The sequence below is a fragment of the Streptomyces sp. NPDC005566 genome, from assembly GCF_040605575.1.
Lineage (GTDB): Bacteria > Actinomycetota > Actinomycetes > Streptomycetales > Streptomycetaceae > Streptomyces.
The window spans coordinates 134,822-156,589 of the sequence record NZ_JBEXDB010000002.1 but is presented as its reverse complement, the minus strand read 5'-3'; the positions used below and the strand labels follow the sequence as shown (position 1 = coordinate 156,589).

Annotated in this window: 20 protein-coding genes and 1 pseudogene; 11 read left to right on the top strand and 10 right to left on the bottom strand. The window is 70.0% G+C overall.

All coding sequences use genetic code 11. The features are described from left to right. The first annotated feature begins 214 nt into the window (after positions 1-214). Entirely contained in the window at positions 215-2,740 is a 2,526-nt protein-coding gene (locus ABZS61_RS03550; protein WP_356416388.1) for a bifunctional (p)ppGpp synthetase/guanosine-3',5'-bis(diphosphate) 3'-pyrophosphohydrolase, read from the top strand. Positions 2,741-3,036: 296 nt separating this feature from the next. Here the strand turns inward: ABZS61_RS03550 and ABZS61_RS03545 are convergent, their stop codons facing one another. From ABZS61_RS03545 to ABZS61_RS03530, 4 genes are all read right to left on the bottom strand, one after another. Beyond that, positions 3,037-3,237: a hypothetical protein gene (locus ABZS61_RS03545; protein WP_356415480.1), complete on the bottom strand. Its 201-nt coding sequence runs from the start codon at positions 3,235-3,237 to the stop codon at positions 3,037-3,039. 394 nt (positions 3,238-3,631) lie between these two features. Beyond that, a complete protein-coding gene (locus ABZS61_RS03540) occupies positions 3,632-4,351 on the bottom strand; it encodes a GDSL-type esterase/lipase family protein (protein WP_356415477.1) in 720 nt (239 codons plus the stop codon). After that, a complete protein-coding gene (locus ABZS61_RS03535; RefSeq protein ID WP_356415474.1) occupies positions 4,348-4,818 on the bottom strand; it encodes a cupin domain-containing protein in 471 nt (156 codons plus the stop codon). The genes ABZS61_RS03540 and ABZS61_RS03535 overlap by 4 nt, the downstream gene beginning before the upstream one ends. Before the next feature lie 82 nt (positions 4,819-4,900). Next, on the bottom strand, positions 4,901-5,737 hold the full coding sequence (locus ABZS61_RS03530; protein WP_356415471.1) for a helix-turn-helix domain-containing protein: 837 nt from the start codon (positions 5,735-5,737) through the stop codon (positions 4,901-4,903). On the opposite strand from ABZS61_RS03530, the gene ABZS61_RS03525 reads away from it, so the two are divergent. Continuing rightward, a complete protein-coding gene (locus ABZS61_RS03525; RefSeq protein ID WP_356416439.1) occupies positions 5,724-5,939 on the top strand; it encodes a hypothetical protein in 216 nt (71 codons plus the stop codon). The two genes, ABZS61_RS03530 and ABZS61_RS03525, sit on opposite strands and share 14 nt — an antisense overlap. A gap of 102 nt (positions 5,940-6,041) precedes the next feature. On the opposite strand, the pseudogene ABZS61_RS03520 reads toward ABZS61_RS03525, so the two are convergent. After that, positions 6,042-6,194: pseudogene (locus ABZS61_RS03520) on the bottom strand (CocE/NonD family hydrolase); the annotation flags it as partial. Positions 6,195-6,258: 64 nt separating this feature from the next. Between ABZS61_RS03520 and ABZS61_RS03515 the strand changes: the two are divergent. Then, on the top strand, positions 6,259-7,149 hold the full coding sequence (locus ABZS61_RS03515) for an RNA polymerase sigma factor SigF (protein WP_356415468.1): 891 nt from the start codon (positions 6,259-6,261) through the stop codon (positions 7,147-7,149). A 217-nt stretch (positions 7,150-7,366) separates the two neighbouring features. Here the strand turns inward: ABZS61_RS03515 and ABZS61_RS03510 are convergent, their stop codons facing one another. Together ABZS61_RS03510 and ABZS61_RS03505 are read right to left on the bottom strand one after the other, a co-directional pair. Next, the gene (locus ABZS61_RS03510) at positions 7,367-8,596 is read right to left on the bottom strand and encodes a DUF349 domain-containing protein (protein WP_356415465.1); all 1,230 of its coding nucleotides are present in this window, start codon (positions 8,594-8,596) and stop codon (positions 7,367-7,369) included. 189 nt (positions 8,597-8,785) lie between these two features. After that, on the bottom strand, positions 8,786-9,574 hold the full coding sequence (locus tag ABZS61_RS03505) for a peptidylprolyl isomerase (protein WP_356415462.1): 789 nt from the start codon (positions 9,572-9,574) through the stop codon (positions 8,786-8,788). A gap of 149 nt (positions 9,575-9,723) precedes the next feature. On the opposite strand from ABZS61_RS03505, the gene ABZS61_RS03500 reads away from it, so the two are divergent. Both ABZS61_RS03500 and hisS read left to right on the top strand, forming a co-directional pair. After that, entirely contained in the window at positions 9,724-10,410 is a 687-nt protein-coding gene (locus ABZS61_RS03500) for an MBL fold metallo-hydrolase (protein WP_356415459.1), read from the top strand. A gap of 14 nt (positions 10,411-10,424) precedes the next feature. After that, on the top strand, positions 10,425-11,687 hold the full coding sequence (hisS, locus tag ABZS61_RS03495; protein ID WP_356415456.1) for a histidine--tRNA ligase: 1,263 nt from the start codon (positions 10,425-10,427) through the stop codon (positions 11,685-11,687). Between the two features lie 89 nt (positions 11,688-11,776). Here hisS and ABZS61_RS03490 read toward each other — a convergent pair whose 3' ends face one another. Then, entirely contained in the window at positions 11,777-12,109 is a 333-nt protein-coding gene (locus ABZS61_RS03490) for an ATP-binding cassette domain-containing protein (RefSeq protein ID WP_356415453.1), read from the bottom strand. A 136-nt stretch (positions 12,110-12,245) separates the two neighbouring features. On the opposite strand from ABZS61_RS03490, the gene ABZS61_RS03485 reads away from it, so the two are divergent. Together ABZS61_RS03485 and ABZS61_RS03480 are read left to right on the top strand one after the other, a co-directional pair. Beyond that, a complete protein-coding gene (locus ABZS61_RS03485; protein WP_329212921.1) occupies positions 12,246-12,881 on the top strand; it encodes a vitamin K epoxide reductase family protein in 636 nt (211 codons plus the stop codon). A gap of 44 nt (positions 12,882-12,925) precedes the next feature. Continuing rightward, positions 12,926-14,299 carry a replication-associated recombination protein A gene (locus tag ABZS61_RS03480; RefSeq protein ID WP_356415450.1) on the top strand — a complete coding sequence of 458 codons (1,374 nt, stop codon included), beginning with the start codon at positions 12,926-12,928 and terminating at the stop codon, positions 14,297-14,299. Between the two features lie 37 nt (positions 14,300-14,336). On the opposite strand, the gene ABZS61_RS03475 is transcribed toward ABZS61_RS03480, so the two are convergent. Next, positions 14,337-15,038, bottom strand: coding sequence for a DUF2470 domain-containing protein (locus ABZS61_RS03475; RefSeq protein ID WP_356415447.1), 702 nt, complete (start codon positions 15,036-15,038; stop codon positions 14,337-14,339). Between the two features lie 193 nt (positions 15,039-15,231). Between ABZS61_RS03475 and rpsD the strand changes: the two genes are divergently transcribed. Then, positions 15,232-15,846 carry a 30S ribosomal protein S4 gene (gene rpsD / locus ABZS61_RS03470; RefSeq protein ID WP_015607373.1) on the top strand — a complete coding sequence of 205 codons (615 nt, stop codon included), beginning with the start codon at positions 15,232-15,234 and terminating at the stop codon, positions 15,844-15,846. 16 nt (positions 15,847-15,862) lie between these two features. Here the strand turns inward: rpsD and ABZS61_RS03465 are convergent, their stop codons facing one another. Then, a complete protein-coding gene (locus tag ABZS61_RS03465) occupies positions 15,863-18,061 on the bottom strand; it encodes an AAA family ATPase (protein WP_356415443.1) in 2,199 nt (732 codons plus the stop codon). Positions 18,062-18,289: 228 nt separating this feature from the next. Between ABZS61_RS03465 and ABZS61_RS03460 the strand changes: the two genes are divergently transcribed. Genes ABZS61_RS03460 through alaS form a run of 3 tightly spaced genes read left to right on the top strand, consistent with a single transcriptional unit; the run spans position 18,290 to position 21,760 of the window. Continuing rightward, positions 18,290-18,739, top strand: coding sequence for a DUF948 domain-containing protein (locus ABZS61_RS03460; RefSeq protein WP_356416385.1), 450 nt, complete (start codon positions 18,290-18,292; stop codon positions 18,737-18,739). Between the two features lie 7 nt (positions 18,740-18,746). Beyond that, positions 18,747-19,091, top strand: coding sequence for a DUF6167 family protein (locus tag ABZS61_RS03455; protein ID WP_356415440.1), 345 nt, complete (start codon positions 18,747-18,749; stop codon positions 19,089-19,091). Next, a complete protein-coding gene (alaS, locus tag ABZS61_RS03450) occupies positions 19,091-21,760 on the top strand; it encodes an alanine--tRNA ligase (RefSeq protein WP_356415437.1) in 2,670 nt (889 codons plus the stop codon). Before ABZS61_RS03455 ends, alaS begins: the two co-directional genes overlap by 1 nt. Positions 21,761-21,768 lie beyond the last annotated feature (8 nt).

The following is a 21,768-nucleotide window of genomic DNA, read 5'->3' as shown; positions in this document are numbered from 1 at the left end:
CCATGGGCTTTCCGGGTAGCCCGGATCCGCACGAGGAGCGCACTTGCCAGACGAGGCCCAGCCAGTCGCCGCCCCGCAGCCCGACGAGCCCGCTGCGGACCCCGCCACGCCCGAGGAGGCGCAGCGCGCGCAGGAGCCGGAGCCCGGGGAGCAGCAGCCCGCGGACGGCTCGGGCCAGGACCGGGGCACGGCCTCCGAGGCACCTGCCGCACCTGTGACGGCGAAGCCGGGCCCTCCTCCCGGCACGAAGGCGGCGTCCCCGGCGAAGCCGGACGCCGAGCCCGCGTCCTCCGACGGGCCCGCGCAGGCTGCCCCGAAGACCCCCGTGGCGCCTACGGAACCCGTACCGGCCGCGAAGCCCCCGGCAGCGACGGCTCCCGCTCCCGTCGCGAAGCCCCCGGCCAAGCCCGCCGCCACCCCGCCGGCCCCGCCGACCCGCTCCGGTGGTTCCTCCAACCGCGTCCGGGCCAGGCTCGCCCGGCTGGGCGTGCAGCGCTCCAGCCCGTACAACCCGGTGCTCGAACCGCTGCTGCGCACGGTCCGCAGCAACGACCCCAAGATCGAGTCCGCCACACTGCGGCAGATCGAGAAGGCCTACCAGGTCGCCGAGCGCTGGCACCGCGGGCAGAAGCGCAAGAGCGGCGACCCGTACATCACCCATCCGCTCGCCGTCACGACGATCCTCGCCGAGCTCGGCATGGACCCGGCGACGCTGATGGCCGGACTGCTGCACGACACGGTCGAGGACACCGAGTACGGCCTGGACACGCTGCGCAAGGACTTCGGCGACCAGGTCGCGCTCCTCGTGGACGGCGTCACCAAGCTCGACAAGGTCAAGTTCGGCGAGGCGGCGCAGGCCGAGACCGTGCGCAAGATGGTCGTCGCCATGGCCAAGGACCCCAGGGTCCTCGTCATCAAGCTGGCCGACCGCCTGCACAACATGCGCACCATGCGGTACCTCAAGCGGGAGAAGCAGGAGAAGAAGGCCCGCGAGACCCTCGAGATCTACGCACCCCTGGCTCACCGCCTGGGCATGAACACGATCAAGTGGGAGCTGGAGGACCTCGCCTTCGCGATCCTCTACCCGAAGATGTACGACGAGATCGTCCGCCTCGTCGCCGAGCGCGCGCCCAAGCGTGACGAGTACCTCGCCATAGTGACCGACGAGGTCCAGTCCGACCTGCGCGCCGCCCGGATCAAGGCCACCGTCACCGGACGGCCGAAGCACTACTACAGCGTCTACCAGAAGATGATCGTGCGGGGCCGGGACTTCGCCGAGATCTACGACCTGGTGGGCATCCGTGTCCTCGTCGACACGGTCCGCGACTGCTACGCGGCGCTCGGCACCGTCCACGCGCGATGGAACCCGGTACCCGGCCGGTTCAAGGACTACATCGCGATGCCGAAGTTCAACATGTACCAGTCACTGCACACCACGGTGATCGGCCCCAGCGGCAAGCCCGTCGAGCTCCAGATCCGTACGTTCGACATGCACCGCCGCGCCGAGTACGGCATCGCCGCGCACTGGAAGTACAAGCAGGACCCGTCCGCCGGCGCCTCCAAGGTGCGTACCGACGTACCCAAGAGCACCGGCCGCGGCCAGGACACCGTCAACGACATGGCGTGGCTGCGCCAGCTCCTGGACTGGCAGAAGGAGACCGAGGACCCCAGCGAGTTCCTGGAGTCCCTGCGCTTCGACCTCTCGCGCAACGAGGTCTTCGTCTTCACACCCAAGGGCGATGTCATAGCGCTGCCCGCGGGTGCGACTCCGGTCGACTTCGCGTACGCCGTCCACACGGAGGTCGGCCACCGGACCATAGGAGCACGGGTCAACGGGCGGCTCGTACCGCTCGAGTCGACGCTCGACAACGGTGACCTGGTGGAGGTCTTCACCTCCAAGGCGGCCGGCGCCGGACCCTCCCGGGACTGGCTCGGGTTCGTCAAGTCGCCGCGGGCGCGCAACAAGATCCGTGCCTGGTTCTCCAAGGAGCGCCGCGACGAGGCGATCGAGCAGGGCAAGGACTCCATCGCGCGGGCCATGCGCAAGCAGAACCTGCCGATCCAGCGGATCCTCACCGGCGACTCCCTGGTCACCCTCGCCCACGAGATGCGGTACCCCGACATCTCGTCGCTGTACGCGGCGATCGGTGAGGGGCACGTCGCGGCGGCAGGCGTCGTCCAGAAGCTGGTCCAGGCGCTCGGCGGCGAGGACGCCGCCAACGAGGACCTCGCGGAGAGCTCGCCGCCCTCGCACGGCCGCAACAAGCGCCGTGCCAAGGCGGATCCGGGTGTGGTCGTCAAGGGCGTCGAGGACGTGTGGGTCAAACTGGCCCGCTGCTGCACGCCCGTTCCCGGTGACCCGATCATCGGATTCGTCACCCGTGGCAGCGGTGTCTCCGTGCACCGTGCCGACTGCGTCAACGTCGACTCGCTCTCGCAGCAGCCTGAGCGGATCCTCGAGGTCGAGTGGGCTCCCACCCAGTCGTCGGTCTTCCTCGTCGCCATCCAGGTCGAGGCACTGGACCGGTCGAGGCTGCTCTCCGACGTCACGCGGGTCCTGTCCGACCAGCACGTCAACATCCTGTCGGCGGCTGTGCAGACGTCCCGCGACCGGGTGGCCACCTCGCGCTTCACCTTCGAGATGGGCGACCCCAAGCACCTCGGCCACGTCCTGAAGGCCGTACGGGGCGTCGAGGGCGTGTACGACGTCTACCGGGTCACCTCGGCCCGTCGGCCGTAGGGACCGTCCCGTTGACGGTCCGCTCCGGCGTCGGCGATGTGGCGTCCGGCCCACGTCGCCGACGGACGGCGGATGCTCGTGCGACAACCCCAGGGTGCGGTCCCGGTCCTTCCGCCGGAAGCGCACGGCCCGGGCGGCCTCGCCGATGACCGGCATCCGGCCATCGGCGAGGCCGCGCAGCAGCGTTCGCAGGCGCGCAGGCCCACGTGGGGTGTGACCGAGACACGCACCAAAGGGGCAACGGGATGATCTTGAAGCCCTGATCTGCTCGGATCTACGTGCGGCGGCGTGCAGCGTCAGCGTCCATCTCGTCCCCCCCCCCGCGGGTCGGCCGGCTCGGCCAGGACCTCCGGCAGTGCCGGGTCGTCGATCGCGGCGACGGGGAAGACGGGCGGCTTCGCACCTCGGCGGGCAGGTCCGGTCGGCGCGGGTTCGCCGGTGATCATCCATCCCCACGTCGTCAGCGAGATCCGGTAGATCCGCGCGGAGGACTTCACGATGCCCGCGCCGGTGAGGTGACGCTCGACCGCCGCGGTGTACGACGCGAAGCGGGGCGGACAGAGGCAGGACCCGAGCGCCCGGCAACCGAATTGCGCCCCCGCTCCCGAGCCCGGTCACTCGCTCGATCGTCATGCCGCCCCGCCCCTTCCGGTACTGCCGCCGTAGATGCGTACACCTCGTCCCGGCGAGAACAGGGCCGGAACGGAAGGCGCTTGCCGGTACTCGGCAACGGCGGGACGGGGCCGCAACCGGCGCCCGTAGCCAGAGCTTCTGTCCCGCGCCTCGGACGAGCAGCACACGGCGTCCTACCGACCGGCGCCGAGCCGCTGCCCGAAGCCATGCCACCTCCGCGCGGTAGATGGCATCCGACCGGCCGGACGCCGGTACCAGCTACGCGCGCCGGGTCAGCAGACCGGCGTCGATGACCTCAGCTATAAGGGTGGCGCCGCGGCTGTTCTGGTGGATGTGGTCGGTCGTGAGCAGGAGACCTCGCCGCCGCGAGATCGTGTCGAGGCTGCGGCGCAGCACTGCGTGCTGGACGAGGACGCCGACGCCCGCTGCGGGCGTCAGTTCCCGGTATGAGATCGGCGGCGGGTCCGCTCGGCGCAGTTCCTCGATCTGGCGTTCGTGGAGCGGAAGGTGGGCCACCTCGTTGGTGGCGGCGACCTCGGCGATCATCCGGCTGTACGCCTGCGATGCCTTTGCCGCTGCTCCGTCGAGTTGTTGGCCGAGTACAGGTAGCGACGGCAGACCGATCGTCGCGTCGGTCTCCGCCCGCAGCCGTGCGACGACGGCTCCCAGGCACTGTTGGAACCAGCCGGCCGACGGGCGATCGGGGAGCTGTTTGCGCTTCATGGCCTGCTCGACGGGGTAGCCGGCAAGGCTTGCTCGGGCGTCGTTGGTCCCGATCAACACGGTGATCACATCGGGTGGGTTCGTGACGACGGTATCGAGGCGCTGCAAGAGGTTGTAGGCGAAGTCGCCGTTGGCGCCGAAACGGGCAAGCTGCACGTCACCGGGAGGATGGCGTCGTCCGAGAAGATCCAGGTAGTCGACGCTGAACTGCGCGCGGGTGAGGCTGTCACCGAGGCACGCGATGCGTGTCGTCACGGCGCTCCCTCCGGGCCTGGCGTGCCGACGCGTTCGGTCGGGCGGGTGTCGGTCCGAGGACGGTGGTCGGTGCCGAGGGTCGCAGTGATGGCCAGGATGGACGTCGGCCCCTCCATGTCGACCACGTGCCATACCCCGGCCGGGTTGATGGTGGCCTGGCCCGGCCCGAGCTGAACGTGTTCGGGCACCCCGTCCACATCGCGGGTGACCGTCACGGACCCGCTGAGGCAAACGACCAGTTCGTCGCCTGCAGGGTGGCTCTCCCAATGGTCGCCGAGCCCGTCGCCGTCGAAGATCATCACTATCCGGCCCTCGGCGCCGTCTGCAGCGACCGCGGAGCTGTAGGCCTGGAGCACCTCCGGGTCCCAGGTGAAGCCCTCGACGGGTTTCGCTCTCGATCCCGGTCCGAGGTGCACAGGGGTGGTCCGCAGGTCCATGGCATTGCGTTCGTGGTTGACGAGTCTCATGCCGACGATCGTCCACGACAGCGATCGGGCGGTCTTGAAGAAAAGGGAAGAGAAGTCGACGCGACGGGCAGACGGTTGGCGGCTACCCGGCTCCGAGGAGGACTTCGCTGCGACGCCAGGCCGTCGGCGATCGGCCCGTGAACTCGCGCCAGTCCCGAACGAGATGGGCCTGGTCGGCGTAGCCGGAGACGGTTGCCACATCGCCCCACGGGAGCGGGTCCTGCGCCGCCGCCAGTTCGTGCGCGTGCTCGAAGCGCAGGACTCGGGCGAAGGTCTTCGGCGACAGGCCCACCTCACCGCGAAACCGCTCGGCGAGGTACCGACGGCTCCAGCCGAGTTCCGCGGCGACCGTGCCGACCTGGACGCAACCCCGCGCGGCGACGAGGCGGCGCCACGCCTCGGCTACCTCGGGGCGCACCCAGCGCGCGTGGTCGCCGCAGGCGCCACGGCCGACAGCTCGGAGGAGCAGTTCGTCCAGCGCGGTGAACCGCGCCGCCCAGGTTGTCGCCGATCGGAGCCGGTCGACCAGCTCGACGGCAAGCGCTCCGAGAAGCTCGTCGAGTGGGACCAGTCGGTGGGCGAGCTCGGCGGCGGGCATGCCGTAGATGGCCCGGGCCCCGAACGGTGTCAGCGATACCTGAACACCTTGCTGGCGTCCGTCGTGGTGAATCGCGACGGACCGGCACATCAGACCGCCGGCCACGCTGCCGAATCGGGTGACCGGTGACCCGTCGTCAACGCCCGCCGCCACCTCCAAAGGATCTGACAGGCTGATCACCGCAGTGAGCGCGCGGCTCGGCGGGCCGCAGTGCACTCCCGTCGGGAGCCCGCGGAGGTCGAAGCCGACATACGAGTCGACGTACTCCCGCAAGACGGGCGCCGGACGTGCACCGATCCCGCCGGCCGTGTGGTCCTCCATTTTCGTCAGTGTACGAGCCGCCCAGCCCAGGAACGGCGCATACCGCGGGACCTACCGGCGCATCCTCGACGCCGGCCACCCCGTCCTGACCGTCCCCGCCCCGGTCCCTGTCGCCGAGCAGCTGCGCGCCGACCTGGATTGGGCCCACGAGCACCGTCGACGCCAGGCCGGACAGGCGCTCGGCCTGGCCACCGGCGCCTGACCTCGCACAGCACCGACGAGAGGCGGCGCCCGAAGCCATTTCGGCGTAGGGGTCGTCGGTGAAAGGGACAGGGCGAGGTCCGCAGGCTCGGTGGCAGCCGGGGGCCACCCGGAGGGCTGCGAAGGCGCCCCATGAGATGCCCATCATGCCGGCGCTGCCTTCGCACCAGGGCTGACCGGTCGGCCTGGCGAGCACGCCCTCGGCATCGGTCTGCTCAGGTTCCAGGCAGTCACCCGCGAGCACGCCATTTTTCCCGAGGGGGTGTGTATCAATTCGGCGGGGGTACGCGCTGGTTCGCTCACGGGGGTCCAACGGGCAGATGACAGCGGAGGGGAAGATCGTGATATCGACGTCCAGGCAGGCCTCGGTCGTGGACCCGGCGGTTGGGGCAGGGCTCCCGCAGGTCGACGATCCTCAGAAGATCGCTCCGAAGGACGCACGGGCGATGGGCAAAATCTTCTTCGACCGGCTCCAGGTCCTGGAAGAGGGCACGGCCGAATACCAGTACGCCCGCAACACCTTGATCGAGATGAATCTGTCGCTGGTCCACTTCGCTGCCAAGCGATACCGCAACCGCGGTGACGGGCAGATGGAGGACATCATCCAGGTCGGCACCATCGGCCTGATCAAGGCGATCGACCGCTTCGAGCTCTCCCGCGAGGTCGAGTTCACCTCCTTCGCGATCCCTTACATCGTCGGCGAGATCAAACGCTTCTTCCGGGACACCACATGGTCGGTCCACGTCCCGCGCCGTCTTCAGGAACTGCGGGTGACCCTCGCCAAGGCCAAGGAAGAGCTGGCCACCAGACTGGACCGGGACCCCACGGTCGCCGAGATGGCCGCCTTCCTGAACATCGGCGAGGAGGACGTCATCGAGGGTCTCGTCGCAGCCAACGGCTACACCGCGGGTTCCCTGGACCTGCCCGTGAGCCATGCCGAGGAGAACAGCTCCCGGAAGGGCGGCCATACGTTCGCCGAGATCACGGGCTGCCCGGACCCCAACATGGAGCTGGTGGAGAACCTCCACGCACTGGCCCCACTGATGCAGTCGCTGGACGAACGTGAACGCGCCATCCTTCGCATGCGATTCGGCCAGGAGATGACCCAGTCCCAGATCGGCGAACGCCTCGGCCTTTCTCAGATGCACGTCTCACGCCTCCTCACGCGCATCCTGAAACAGCTCCGCACGGGCATGCTCACCCAGGAGTGACCTGCCCTCCCGCAGAAACACCCGACGTGGCAGCCGTCGGCCCGAGGCGCAGGCACCCTTCGCCTCCGCCACCCTTCTGAACGGCCATCCAGCGACGACGGCACGATGCCATGCCGGGCGAGACCGGTGTGCGTGTCACCCGCCTGACCAGCGGGCATGCAAGAGGGGCTTCCCCGCACAGATGCGGGGAAGCCCCTCCGGGCAGGTCGGGAGGCTGTCAGCCGCCGAACTCCTCCAGGCCCTTCAGCGCCTGGTCCAGCAGCGCCTGCCGGCCCTCGAGCTCGCGGGACAGCTTGTCCGCCCTCGCGTTGTTGCCCGAGGCACGCGCCGTGTCGATCTGCGTGCGCAGCTTGTCGACGGCAGCCTGGAGCTGACCGGTCAGACCCTCGGCGCGGGCCCGCGCCTCCGGGTTCGTCCGGCGCCACTCGGACTCCTCGGCCTCCTGAAGCGCCTTCTCCACCGCGTGCATCCGGCCCTCGACCTTCGGGCGGGCGTCACGCGGGACGTGGCCGACGGCCTCCCAGCGCTCGTTGACGGAGCGGAACGCGGCCCTGGCCGCCTTCAGATCCGTCACCGGCACCAGCTTCTCGGCCTCGACGGCGAGTTGCTCCTTCAGCTTGAGGTTCTCGCCCTGCTCCGCGTCACGCTCCGCGAAGACCCCGCTGCGGGCCGCGAAGAAGACGTCCTGGGCGCCGCGGAATCGGTTCCACAGATCGTCCTCGGACTCGCGCTGGGCGCGGCCCGCGGCCTTCCACTCGGTCATCAGGTCGCGGTAACGGGCGGCCGTCGTGCCCCAGTCGGTGGAACCGGAGAGCGCCTCGGCCTCGGCGACCAGCTTCTCCTTGACCTTGCGGGCCTCCTCGCGCTGGGCGTCCAGCGAGGCGAAGTGCGCCTTGCGGCGCTTCGAGAACGCCGAACGGGCGTGCGAGAAGCGGTGCCACAGCTCGTCGTCCGACTTGCGGTCGAGTCGCGGCAGACCCTTCCACGTGTCGACGAGCGCCCGAAGCCGCTCACCCGCGGACCGCCACTGCTCGCTCTGCGCCAGCTCCTCGGCCTCGACGACGAGCGCCTCCTTGGCGTGGCGCGCCTCGTCGGTCTGCTTCGCCTTCTGGACCTTGCGCTCCTCCCGCCGCGAGTCGACGGTCGCGACGAGGGAGTCCAGCCGCTTGCCTAGCGCGGCGAGGTCGCCGACGGCGTGGTGCTCGTCGACCTGCTGACGCAGATGCTCGATCGCCGCCGTCGCGTCCTTCGCCGAGAGATCGGTGGTCTTCACCCGCCGCTCGAGGAGGCCGATCTCGACCACCAGGCCCTCGTACTTGCGCTCGAAATAGGCCAGTGCCTCCTCGGGGGTACCGGCCTGCCACGATCCGACGACCTGCTCGCCCTCGGCCGTACGCACGTACACGGTGCCCGTCTCATCGACACGGCCCCACGGGTCGCTGCTCACAGCGCCTCCTCCACCTGATGCCTACGAGGGGGTTCGCCCCCCGGACATCGTCCACAGTTTCCTGGGGCGGGCAGCGCCCGCCCTGCACAACGCCAATCTAGGCGACCGGCCACCCGGCTGTCCGCACTCAGCACGGCCGAAATTCTCCGCCCGCACCGAGTGACCGGGGCCGGCCGGCCGCCCCGCCGGTCAGGCCTTGTCGACCGTCGCCTTCTCGACCGTGACCGCCTTCTTCGGAGCGCCGTCGGCCGCTCCACCGGTGACGCCCGCCGCGGCGATCTTCTTGACGGCCTTCAGGCCGGCATCGTCCATGGTGCCGAACGGCGTGTAGCTGGGCGGCAGTTTGGTGTCCTTGTAGACGAGGAAGAACTGGCTGCCGCCGGTGCCGGGCTGGCCGGTGTTCGCCATCGCGACCGTGCCCGCCGGATACGTCACCGCACCGTCGTCGCCCGCCTTGCCGAGCGCGGTCAGGTTCTCGTCCGGGATCGTGTAGCCGGGACCGCCCGTTCCGTCTCCCTTGGGGTCACCGCACTGCAGGACGAAAATGCCCTCCGTGGTCAGCCGGTGGCACTTCGTGTTGTCGAAGTACCCCTTGTCCGCGAGGGCCTTGAACGAATTCGTGGTGTGCGGGGTCTTCGCCGCATCCATCGCGATCGCTATGTCGCCCTGGCTCGTCTTCAGCGACATCGAGTACTTCGCTTTTTTGTCGATCTTCATCGCGGGCTCGGGAGCCTTGCTCTCGCTCGCCGAGGGAGAGGCCGACGGGCTCGCGCTCGCCGCCGCATCCGCGGAGTCCTTCGTGTCGTCGCCGTCCCGGGAGACGTACGCGCCCGCGCCGATGACCGCCACCACGGCCACGGCCGACACGATGATCACGGCCAGGCGCCTGGTCTTCCGGCGCCCTTCCTCCCGGCGCTGCTGCTGCCGCTCGAACTTCTCCCGGGCGAGCTGCCGCCGCCGCTGATCGCTGCTGACCACCGGTTGGTCTCCTTGTACGTCGTGTAATCGGGCCTGGGTTGCCCCGTACCGTATATGGGTTAGCTGTGGAATGAGGAGCGCCGGTAGGCTCTGATCTGCCGCATCCGTCTCCACAGCCCTCTCCCGTCGGACGAACACTAAGGACGATCGTGCTCATTGCCGGGTTCCCCGCCGGGGCCTGGGGGACCAATTGCTACCTGGTCGCCCCCGCCGCAGGCGAGGAGTGCGTGATCATCGACCCGGGCCACCAAGCGGCCCAGGGCGTCGAGGAAGCGCTCAAGAAGCATCGGCTCAAGCCCGTCGCCGTCGTGCTCACCCACGGCCACATCGACCATGTGGCCTCGGTCGTCCCCGTGTGCGGCGCCCATGGCGTCCCCGCCTGGATCCACCCCGAGGACCGGTACATGATGAGCGATCCGGAGAAGGCGCTGGGCCGCTCCATCGGGATGCCGCTCATGGGTGAGCTGACGGTTGGCGAACCGGACGACGTCAAGGAGCTGACCGACGGCGCCCTGCTGAAACTGGCGGGCCTGGAGTTCGGCGTCGCCCACGCACCCGGCCATACCAAGGGGTCGGTGACGTTCAGGATGCCCGAGGCCGCGGATGTTCCGCAGGTTCTCTTCTCGGGCGACCTGCTCTTCGCCGGCTCCGTCGGACGCACCGACCTGCCCGGCGGCGACCACGCCGAGCTGCTCGCGTCGCTGGCCCGTGTGTGCCTGCCGCTCGACGACTCGACCGTGGTGCTGTCCGGCCACGGCCCCCAGACGACCATCGGCCGCGAGCGCGCCTCCAACCCGTATCTGCACGGCATGGACGCGCCCCGCCGAGGAATGTGACGAGAGAAACTCCTGTGAGTACCTTCCAGGCCCCCAAGGGCACGTACGACCTGACCCCGCCGCGCTCCGCGAAGTTCCTCGCGGTGCGCGCGGCGATCTCCGACCCTCTGAAGAACTCCGGCTACGGCTACATCGAGACGCCCGGCTTCGAGGACGTCGCCCTGTTCGCGCGCGGAGTCGGTGAGTCCACCGACATCGTGTCCAAGGAGATGTACGCCTTCGAGACCAAGGGCGGCGACAAGCTCGCCCTGCGCCCCGAAGGCACCGCCTCCGTGCTGCGCGCGGCGCTCGAGGCCAACCTGCACAAGGCCGGAAACCTCCCGGTCAAGCTCTGGTACTCCGGCTCGTACTACCGCTACGAGCGTCCGCAGGCGGGCCGTTACCGGCACTTCTCGCAGGTCGGCGCGGAGGCCATCGGCACCGAGGACCCGGCGCTGGACGCCGAGCTGATCATCCTGGCCGACCAGGCGTACCGCTCGCTCGGCCTCAGCCAGTTCCGCATCCTGCTGAACTCGCTGGGCGACAAGGAGTGCCGCCCCGTCTACCGGGAGGCGCTCCAGGCGTTCCTGCGCGACCTCGACCTCGACGACGACACCCGTCGGCGCGCCGAGATCAACCCGCTGCGGGTCCTCGACGACAAGCGGCCCGACGTCCGGAAGCAGCTGACCGGCGCACCCAAGCTGCGCGACTACCTGTGCGACGCCTGCAAGGCGTACCACGAGGAGGTCCGCGATCTGCTGACGGCGGCCGGCGTGGTGTACGAGGACGACGAGAAGCTGGTCCGGGGCCTCGACTACTACACGCGCACGACCTTCGAGTTCGTGCACGACGGTCTGGGTTCCCAGTCCGCCGTGGGTGGCGGCGGTCGCTACGACGGACTGTCCGAGATGATCGGCGGCCCCGCGCTGCCGTCCGTCGGCTGGGCGCTCGGTGTGGACCGTACGGTGCTCGCACTGGAGGCGGAGGGCATCGAGCTCGCCGTTCCCCCCACCACCAGCGTGTACGCGGTACCGCTCGGCGAGGAGGCCCGTCGCGTGCTCTTCGGCCTGGTCACCGAGTTGCGCCGGGCAGGTGTCGCCACCGACTTCGCGTTCGGCGGCCGGGGCCTCAAGGGTGCGATGAAGAGCGCGAACCGCTCCGGTGCCCGCTTCACGATCGTGGCGGGTGAGCGCGATCTCGCCGAGGGCACGGTCCAGCTCAAGGACATGGAGTCGGGCGAGCAGCAGGCGGTGGCGCTGGACGCTCTCGTGGCCGAGGTGCAGGGCAGGCTGGCCTGATCGGCCGAGTCCGTCCGAGTCCACCTGTGCCCGCCCGGTCCGCCCGGGCGGGCACAGGCGCGTTCAGCGCCGGCCGTGCCACCGGAAGGTCATCGACGCCGGTCCTCCCGGACACCGGGCAAGCCGGCTGCCTCCCGCACCGTCAACTCGGCGGGAGCCGATTCATCCTGCCGGACGATGCTGATCCGGGAGCGCCACCAGCGGCCGGCGGTGGCCGGATCGGCCCCGGCACACGGACCGCTCCGCCGTCGCGGCTGCGGTGACCCCCGCAGGATCTCGACGAAGGTGCTCCTCCCCGCACCGTGCGGGCCGGTGAGCCCGCGCACGTCCCCGGGACGGATCCGCAGGTGGAGGACGTACATGGCGGTCGGTACCCCGTACCGCTTGCACAGTCCGCGCACGTCGACCGGTCGATCCGTCATGCGCGGGAGGTGCTCCCGCGGCCCCGCGTTCCGGGCCCCGGCCGGGCACATCTTTATGTTCATCGAACGGTTGACCGTGCCGGCGGTGCGGCACAATGACCAAGCCCGGCCGGCTACTCAGTGATGGAACGGCGATATGACGATGGCAGCGGTAGACCACCCCTCCTCCCGGCAGGACGAGGACAACGGCGCGAAGACCTTCGGCGGCAGTCGCGCGCTCGCACTGTTGCTGGTGATCACCGGTGCGGCCGGGCTGCTCGCCGCCTGGGTGATCACGATCGACAAGTTCAAGCTGCTCGAGGACCCCAGTTTCACCCCGGGCTGCAGCCTGAACCCGGTCGTCGCCTGCGGCAACATCATGAAGAGCGAGCAGGCGGCGGCGTTCGGCTTCCCCAACCCGATGCTCGGAATCGCCACCTACTCGGTGGTCATCGGCATCGGCATGGCGCTGCTGGCCGGCGCGCGCTTCCGCAGCTGGTACTGGCTCGGCCTGAACGCGGGCACGCTGTTCGGTGTCGGATTCTGCACCTGGCTCCAGTACCAGTCGCTCTACAACATCAACTCGCTCTGCCTGTGGTGCTGCCTGGCCTGGGTCGCCACGATCTTCATGTTCTGCTACGTCACCACGCACAACATCAAGCACGGCATCCTGCCCGCCCCCGCCTGGCTGCGGAACACCCTCACCGAGTTCCACTGGGTGCCGCCGGTGCTCTGGATCGGGATCATCGGCATGCTGATCCTGACCCGCTGGTGGGACTTCTGGACCAGCTGACGCAGCCGGCGGTCCTGTCAGTGGGGTGACATAGGCTGCGGAGCGTGGAGCCCGACCTCTTTACCGCAGCAGCCGAAGACCGCCAGGAGAAGGACCCGTCCAGCAGCCCCCTCGCTGTCCGGATGCGTCCCCGTACGATCGACGAGGTCGTGGGGCAGCAGCATCTGCTCAAGCAGGGCTCGCCCCTTCGCCGACTCGTCGGCGAAGGGAGCGGGGGACCGGCAGGTCCCTCCTCGGTGATCCTCTGGGGGCCGCCGGGCACCGGCAAGACGACCCTGGCGTACGTGGTCAGCAAGGCCACCAACAAGCGCTTCGTCGAACTCTCCGCGATCACCGCGGGCGTCAAGGAGGTCCGGGCCGTCATCGAGGGCGCGCGCCGCGCCACCGGGGGCTTCGGCAAGGAGACCGTCCTCTTCCTCGACGAGATCCACCGCTTCTCCAAGGCACAGCAGGACTCCCTGCTCCCCGCCGTGGAGAACCGCTGGGTGACCCTGATCGCGGCCACCACCGAGAATCCGTACTTCTCGATCATCTCCCCGCTGCTGTCGCGCTCCCTGCTGCTGACCCTGGAGCCGCTCACCGACGAGGATCTGCGCGCCCTGCTGCGCCGGGCCCTGTCCGACAAGCGGGGGCTGGGCGGAGCCGTCACCCTGACCGACGACGCGGAGGCGCATCTGCTGCGGATCGCGGGCGGGGACGCCCGGCGCGCCCTGACCGCGCTGGAGGCGGCGGCCGGAGCGGCCCTCGCCAAGCACGAGCCGGAGATCACGCTCACGACGCTCGAGGAGACCGTCGACCGGGCGGCCGTGAAGTACGACCGTGACGGCGACCAGCACTACGACGTGGCGAGTGCCCTGATCAAGTCCATCCGAGGCTCCGACGTGGACGCCGCCCTGCACTACCTCGCCCGGATGATCGAGGCGGGTGAGGACCCCCGGTTCATCGCCCGGCGCCTGATGATCTCCGCGAGTGAGGACATCGGGCTCGCCGATCCGACAGCGCTGCCCACCGCGGTGGCAGCGGCCCAGGCGGTAGCCATGATCGGCTTTCCGGAGGCGGCGCTCACCCTCAGCCACGCGACGATCGCGCTGGCGCTCGCCCCCAAGTCCAACGCGGCCACCCTGGCGATCTCCGCGGCGCAGGAGGATGTGCGCAGGGGGCTCGCCGGCCCGGTTCCCGCCCATCTGCGGGACGGCCACTACAAGGGTGCCGCCAAGCTGGGCCACGCCCAGGGCTATGTCTACCCCCACGATGTGCCCGGTGGGATCGCCGCACAGGAGTACGCCCCGGAGGCAGTCCGCGGCAAGCGCTACTACGAACCCACGCGCTACGGCGCGGAGGCGCGGTACGCGGACGTGGCGGACCGGGTCCGTGAGCGGCTCGGCCGCGGCGAACCGGGCGGCACCGCGTCGTCGTGACCCCGGAGCGGCCGGGCGCGGTGGCTCCGAGGGCTGCTCAGCAGGACGCCGCTTCGAAGAGCGTGTACATGGCGCGGCGCAGCTCGCCGACATCGCGTACGGGGTCCGGGAACTCGAAGCGTGCGTCGAAGCAGCCCCCGCCGTCCTCGACGAACCGGACCCGGAGACCGAAGCGGTCGAGCGCGACCGGGACGGCGGCGGTCCGCCGAGCCGAGCGGGTGTCCGCGGTCCGCTCGCCGAGCAGCGTGGACAAGGTCTCCATCTGCTCGCTGTGGGCCGCGTGCAGATGCTGGAGCAACTCGGCCTCGTGGCTGACGAGCGGATCGGCGTCCGCGTCGCGCAGTGCCTCGGGCTCGATGTCCTCCGCGCCCCACAGGTCGTCGATGGCCGCCTCCCCGACCTCCAGCCTGAGCATCATCCGGCCGGGCTCGGCCAGGCCAGGTACGCGGGTCAGCCAGCCGGCGATCCGGGCACGGCCGCGGATCCGGTGCGGGACGGAGACGGGTGCGACATCGGTGATCTCCAGTACGGCGGTGAGCTCGTCGCCCTGGGCGTGTGTCGCGGCCCGCACGACCGGTGAGTCGGCGGGGAACCGGAGGAACAGATCCCCGTCCGGGCCGATGGACCTGGAGTCCGGCACCAGCAGGTCGGGAGGGATCACATCCAGCCCCGGTACGAGCAGTGCCGCGGAGCAGGTACTCTGTACGAGAGTTCGTGTGCGCTCGGCTGCTGACGGCATCCGAGTGTTTTCAAGCCCGCTGGGACGCGGCTGACCACGATCAGATCGGCCTTCCGTCGTAGCAGCACCTTCTGGTGTGCTGCCGCTGTCTGTGCTGTCCGTGACGTGAGTGGTGTTCCCAGGGCGAGACATGCGATCTCCTTGAGTAAGGTAAGCCTTACCTAACTTAACCTACAACGGAGGTCTGGAGAACGTGCCTAACCAGTCGCGTCCCAAGGTCAAGAAGTCGCGTGCCCTCGGCATCGCTCTGACGCCGAAGGCTGTCAAGTACTTCGAAGCCCGCCCCTACCCGCCGGGCGAGCACGGCCGTGGCCGCAAGCAGAACTCGGACTACAAGGTCCGTCTGCTCGAGAAGCAGCGTCTGCGCGCGCAGTACGACATCAGCGAGCGCCAGATGGCGCGTGCCTACGACCGCGCCAAGAAGGCCGAAGGCAAGACGGGCGAGGCGCTGGTCGTCGAGCTCGAGCGCCGTCTCGACGCCCTGGTCCTGCGTTCGGGCATCGCCCGCACCATCTACCAGGCCCGCCAGATGGTCGTCCACGGCCACATCGAGGTCAACGGTGGCAAGGTCGACAAGCCGTCCTTCCGCGTGCGCCCCGACGACGTCGTGCAGGTCCGCGAGCGCAGCCGCACCAAGGTCCCCTTCCAGGTGGCCCGCGAGGGTGGCTACGACACCGACGGTGAGACCCCGCGCTACCTCCAGGTGAACCTGAAGGCCCTGGCCTTCCGCCTGGACCGTGACCCGAACCGCAAGGAAATTCCGGTCATCTGCGACGAGCAGCTCGTCGTCGAGTACTACGCCCGCTGATCCAGGCGTAGCTACCTCAGAGCTCGGGCCCGCCCCTCCCTGTTGTCCGGGAGGCGGCGGGCCTTCGCGTTTCCCCGGGCGCCGCCGCACCGCGTGTGCCCTCCCCGCCCGGACGGACGTGGGCCTCCTCGCCGAGGGCCCTCGCCACCGCGGCCCTGGTGTCCAGCCGGCTCCCGGAGTGCCGCTCCGCCTCGTACCGCGCATCGCCGAGCACGTTCCGGGCCCGTGCCTCGCAGTCGGCGCGCGGCCTGCCGTAGTACGCCGAGCCGAACAGCGGCAGGCCCACCGACGGCCAGACCCGGTCCGCGGCGCCCTGCAGCACGGCGGCCTCCGCGGCGTCGCCCTCGACGGCGGTCACCAGGGCCATCAGCTCCAACGAGAGCACCGTGCCGAGCAGGTCGTGGAACGTGTGCGCGATGGACAGGGCCTCGCCGAGCATCTGCCGCGCCCGCGTCGTGCGCCCCCGCTGCAGAGCCGCATAGGCCAGTACGTACAGCGCGTAGGCGAGGGCCCAGCGCTCCCCGTGGTCCTCGCAGATCTCGCGGACCTCGTCACAGATCTCCGCCGCCCCGTCCAGGTCCCCGCCGAAGGCCACGGCCATCGCCAGCTCGATCTGGGCCATCAGCACATTGCTGTTCAGCTCACCGATCTCCCGGTAGCGCGCCAGGGCCTCGCGCAGCAGCTCCTCGGCGCGGACCAGATCGTCCGTGACGATCGCCAGGCAGCCGGAGCGGTGCACCGCGTAGGCCACAGCGGAGGCGTCCCCCGAGCGCTCGCCCTCCTCCCGGCACTCCTGCAGGGCCGAGACCGCGCCGATCGCGTCGCCCTGCAGCACAGCCACATAACCCAGCACCCACAGCGCCTTCAGCCGCGACGGGTCGTAGGGCGACTCCTCCTCCAGGACGTGGTCCAGCCAGTGGCGCCCCTCCGAGAGCCGGCCGCAGCCCGCCCAGTAGAACCAGAGGGTGCCCGCCAGGTACTGGGCGAGGTGGACCTCGTCGGGGCTCTCCATCGAGCACTCCATCGCCCGGCGCAGATTGGGCAGCTCGCTGTCGATGCGGGCGGCTGCCGCGGCCTGCCGGGGGCTGAACCAGTCGAGCTCGCACCAGGTGGCAAGCCCCAGGAACCAGTCCCGGTGCCTGCGGCGCAGCCGTTCGGTGTCACCGGTCGCGCCCAGCCACTCGGCGCCGTACTCCCGCACGGTGTCCAGCAGCCGGTACCGGCTGCCCACCGGCGAGTCCTCCCGCAGGACGACGGACTGCGCGAGCAGCTCGTCCAGAACGTCGAGCACCGAGTCGGCCGGCAGGTCGGGACCGCTGCAGATGTACTCGACGGCCTCCAGGTCGAACTGCCCGGCGAACACCGAAAGCCGCGCCCACAACAGGCGCTGTTCGGGGGCGCACAGCTCGTGGCTCCAGCCGATGGCCGTACGCAGGGTCTGATGACGGGGCAACGCGCTGCGGCTGCCCCCGGTCAGCAGCCGGAAGCGGTCGTCCAGCCGGTGGAGCACCTGCTCCACCGACAGGGCCCGCAGCCGCCCGGCAGCCAGCTCGAGGGCGAGCGGAATCCCGTCGAGGCGTCGGCACAGCTCACGCGTGGACTCCTGGTTGTCGTCCGTCAGCCGGAACCCCGGCTGTACGGCCCGGGCCCGGTGGGCGAAGAGCTCCATGGCGTCCTCGTCCGCCATCGGCGCCAGCGCGAAGGTGGCCTCGCCGTCCACGCGCAGGGGGCGGCGTCCGGAGGCGAGGATCTGCAGGCGGGGTGCCCTGCGCAGCAGTTCGCCCACGAGCTCGGCGCATGAATCGATGAGATGTTCGAAGCCGTCGATCAGGAGCAGAAGTTGACGTTCGGCACAGTGCTCCACCAGCGTGGTGCGTGGCGGCCTCTTGGTGTGATCGGTGAGGCCCAGGGCATCGACCAATGCGTGTTCGAGCAGGGCGGGATCGTGGATGGCCGACAGCTCGGCGATCCATACCCCGTCGCAGTACCGTTTCTCCATGAGCGCCGCGATCCGGACGGCGCAACGGGTCTTGCCGACCCCGGCCACCCCGGCGACCGTGACCAGTCTGGACTCGTCCAGCAGCAGCCCCAGCCGGGCCAGCTCCTCCTCGCGTCCCACGAATGTGTTCAGTTCGGCGGGGAGGTTTCCTTGCACGGCGGCGGGCGAGGGTTCGGCGTCGTCGGGCGTGGGGGAGGGGCGCTGAGGGCGTCGCATGAAACACGCAGAGTACTGGCACGTAAGCTCTCCGTACAATCTCCCCGCCTCCCCGCTCGCCCCGCCCGCCCGTAATGCGGTACAGGGCCTGACGCCCGGCGCGATAGGGTCGAGGGACGAGGATCGGCCGTGGTGGCAGCACACACCGGCCGACCCCGGACAGGCAGAGACAAGCCCCGGCCGGGGCAAGCGACAAGCAGGGAGCGGTGCACTGTGTCCGGTGGAGAGGTGGCCGGGATCCTGGTGGCCGTCTTCTGGGCGATCCTGGTCTCGTTCCTCGCCGTGGTGCTGGTGAGGCTGGCCCAGACGCTCAGGGCGACCACCAAGCTGGTGGCGGACGTGACCGAGCAGGCGGTACCGCTGCTCGCCGACGCCTCCGCGACCCTGCGCTCCGCGCAGACCCAGCTCGACAAGGTCGACGCCATCGCGAGCGACGTGCAGGAGGTCACCTCCAACGCCTCCGCGCTCTCCACCACCGTCGCGTCGACGTTCGGCGGGCCGCTCGTGAAGGTCGCCGCGTTCGGCTACGGGGTACGCCAGGCGCTCGGCCGCCGGACCGCTCCGGAACCGGAGCCGACCCCCCGGACCTCCCGCCGCACCGTGATTGTCGGCCGTACCGTGCCGTCCGCCCGCAGCAAGAAGCGGAACGGCCGAAGCTCCCGTGGACAGAAGGACTGACGCAGCGATGTTCCGCCGTACGTTCTGGTTCACCGCCGGCGCAGCCGCCGGCGTCTGGGCCACCACCAAGGTCAACCGCAAGATCAAGCAGCTCAGTCCCGAGAGTCTCGCGGCGCAGGCCGCCGACAAGGCGATCGAGGCGGGTCACAAGCTGAAGGACTTCGCGCTCGACGTGCGCGAGGGCATGGTCCGGCGCGAGGCCGAACTGGGCGGGGCGCTGGGCCTCGAGGCACCTGTCGACCCCGAACTCCCGGTACGCGCCCACTTCGCGGTCGAAGAGGCCGACCCGGGCCGCGCCGCCCCGTACCGCAAGCTTCCCTACAACTCGAACAACCGGAATGAGGACCACTAATGGAGTCGGCTGAAATTCGCCGCCGCTGGCTGAGCTTCTTCGAGGAGCGCGGTCACACCGTCGTGCCTTCGGCGTCGCTCATCGCGGACGACCCGACTCTGCTGCTGGTCCCCGCGGGCATGGTCCCCTTCAAGCCGTACTTCCTCGGCGAGGTCAAGCCGCCCGCCCCGCGCGTCACCAGCGTGCAGAAGTGCGTCCGTACGCCGGACATCGAAGAGGTCGGCAAGACCACCCGGCACGGCACGTTCTTCCAGATGTGCGGCAACTTCTCCTTCGGGGACTACTTCAAGGAAGGGGCCATCCAGTACGCCTGGGAGGCCCTGACCAACTCCGTCGAGGACGGCGGCTTCGGCCTCGACCCCGAGCGCCTGTGGATCACCGTCTACCTGGACGACGACGAGGCCGAGCAGATCTGGCGCGAGAAGATCGGCGTCCCGGCCGAGCGCATCCAGCGCCTGGGCAAGAAGGACAACTTCTGGTCCATGGGCGTCCCCGGTCCCTGCGGCCCGTGTTCCGAGATCAACTACGACCGCGGCCCGGAGTTCGGCGTAGAGGGCGGCCCCGCCGTCAACGACGAGCGTTACGTGGAGATCTGGAACCTGGTCTTCATGCAGTACGAGCGGGGCGCCGGCGACGGCAAGGAGGACTTCCCGATCCTCGGCGACCTGCCGTCGCAGAACATCGACACCGGTCTCGGCCTCGAGCGCCTCGCCATGATCCTGCAGGGCGTACAGAACATGTACGAGACCGACACCCTGCGCGTCGTCATGGACAAGGCCACCGAGCTCACCGGCGTGCGCTACGGGGCCGAGCAGGGCTCGGACGTCTCCCTGCGCGTCGTCGCCGACCACATCCGTACGTCGGTGATGCTCATCGGCGACGGCGTCACCCCCGGCAACGAGGGCCGCGGCTACGTGCTGCGCCGCATCATGCGCCGCGCCATCCGCAACATGCGGCTCATGGGCGCCACGGGACCGGTCGCCCGCGACCTGGTCGACGTCGTGATCGACACGATGGGCGAGCAGTACCCGGAGCTCATCACCGACCGCAAGCGCATCGAGACCGTCGCCCTCTCCGAGGAAGCCGCCTTCCTCAAGGCCCTCAAGGGCGGCACGAACATCCTGGAGACCGCCGTCACCGAGACCAAGGCCGCCGGTGGCCAGGTCCTCGCCGGCGACAAGGCGTTCCTGCTCCACGACACCTGGGGCTTCCCGATCGACCTCACGCTGGAGATGGCCGCCGAGCAGGGCCTCTCCGTCGACGAGGAGGGCTTCCGCCGCCTGATGCAGGAGCAGCGGGACAAGGCCAAGGCCGACGCCCGCGCCAAGAAGACCGGTCACGCCGACCTGTCCGCCTACCGCGAGGTCGCCGACAGGTCCGGTGCCACCGAGTTCACCGGCTACACCTCCGTCGAGGGCGAGTCGACGATCGTCGGCCTCCTCGTCGACGGTGTCCCCTCACCGGCCGCCACCGAGGGCGACGAGGTCGAGGTCGTCCTGGACCGCACCCCGTTCTACGCCGAGGGCGGCGGCCAGATCGCCGACCAGGGGCGGATCCGGCTCGACACCGGCGCCGTCATCGAGGTCCGCGACGTACAGAAGCCGGTTCCGGGCGTCCACGTGCACAAGGGCGTCGTCCAGGTCGGCGAGGTGACGGTCGGTGCCTCCGTGTACGCCGCCATCGACAACACGCGCCGCCGCGCCATCGCCCGCGCCCACAGCGCCACACACCTCACGCACCAGGCGCTGCGCGACGCCCTCGGCCCGACGGCCGCCCAGGCCGGTTCGGAGAACTCGCCCGGTCGCTTCCGCTTCGACTTCGGCTCGCCCGCCGCCGTACCCGGCACGGTCCTCACCGACGTCGAGCAGAGGATCAACGAGGTCCTCTCACGGGAGCTCGACGTCCAGGCCGACGTCATGTCGATCGACGAGGCCAAGAAGCAGGGCGCCATCGCCGAGTTCGGCGAGAAGTACGGCGAGCGGGTCCGGGTCGTCACCATCGGTGACTTCTCCAAGGAGCTGTGCGGCGGCACGCACGTCCACAACACCTCCCAGCTTGGCCTGGTGAAGCTCCTCGGCGAGTCGTCGATCGGTTCCGGTGTGCGCCGTATCGAGGCCCTGGTCGGCGTGGACGCGTACAACTTCCTCGCCAAGGAGCACACGGTCGTCGCCCAGCTCCAGGAACTGGTCAAGGGCCGGTCCGAGGAGCTCCCGGAGAAGATCGCCGGCATGCTCGGCAAGCTGAAGGACGCCGAGAAGGAGATCGAGAAGTTCCGCGCGGAGAAGGTCCTCCAGGCCGCCGCAGGGCTGGTCGACTCGGCCAAGGACGTACGGGGCGTCGCCCTGGTCACCGGACAGGTGCCGGACGGCACCTCGGCCGACGACCTGCGCAAGCTCGTCCTGGACGTGCGTGGACGCATCCAGGGCGGCCGTCCGGTCGTCGTGGCCCTGTTCACCACGGCCAACGGGCGTCCGCTGACCGTCATCGCCACCAACGAGGCCGCACGCGAGCGCGGGCTCAAGGCCGGTGACCTGGTCCGTACCGCCGCCAAGACCCTCGGTGGCGGTGGCGGCGGCAAGCCGGACGTCGCCCAGGGCGGCGGCCAGAATCCGGACGCCATCGGTGACGCCGTCGCCGCTGTCGAACGCCTCGTCACCGAGACGGCGTGACATCGGAG

What these genes read in the sequence shown, in the direction of transcription:
- ABZS61_RS03515 (WP_356415468.1), top strand. Translation starts at nt 6,259, where the DNA reads ATGACAGCGGAGGGGAAGATCGTGATATCGACGTCCAGGCAGGCCTCG.
- ABZS61_RS03455 (WP_356415440.1), top strand. Translation starts at nt 18,747, where the DNA reads ATGTTCCGCCGTACGTTCTGGTTCACCGCCGGCGCAGCCGCCGGCGTC.
- ABZS61_RS03535 (WP_356415474.1), bottom strand. Translation starts at nt 4,818, where the DNA reads ATGAGACTCGTCAACCACGAACGCAATGCCATGGACCTGCGGACCACC.
- ABZS61_RS03530 (WP_356415471.1), bottom strand. Translation starts at nt 5,737, where the DNA reads ATGGAGGACCACACGGCCGGCGGGATCGGTGCACGTCCGGCGCCCGTC.
- ABZS61_RS03465 (WP_356415443.1), bottom strand. Translation starts at nt 18,061, where the DNA reads ATGCGACGCCCTCAGCGCCCCTCCCCCACGCCCGACGACGCCGAACCC.
- ABZS61_RS03475 (WP_356415447.1), bottom strand. Translation starts at nt 15,038, where the DNA reads ATGCCGTCAGCAGCCGAGCGCACACGAACTCTCGTACAGAGTACCTGC.
- ABZS61_RS03485 (WP_329212921.1), top strand. Translation starts at nt 12,246, where the DNA reads ATGACGATGGCAGCGGTAGACCACCCCTCCTCCCGGCAGGACGAGGAC.
- ABZS61_RS03490 (WP_356415453.1), bottom strand. Translation starts at nt 12,109, where the DNA reads ATGACGGATCGACCGGTCGACGTGCGCGGACTGTGCAAGCGGTACGGG.
- alaS (WP_356415437.1), top strand. Translation starts at nt 19,091, where the DNA reads ATGGAGTCGGCTGAAATTCGCCGCCGCTGGCTGAGCTTCTTCGAGGAG.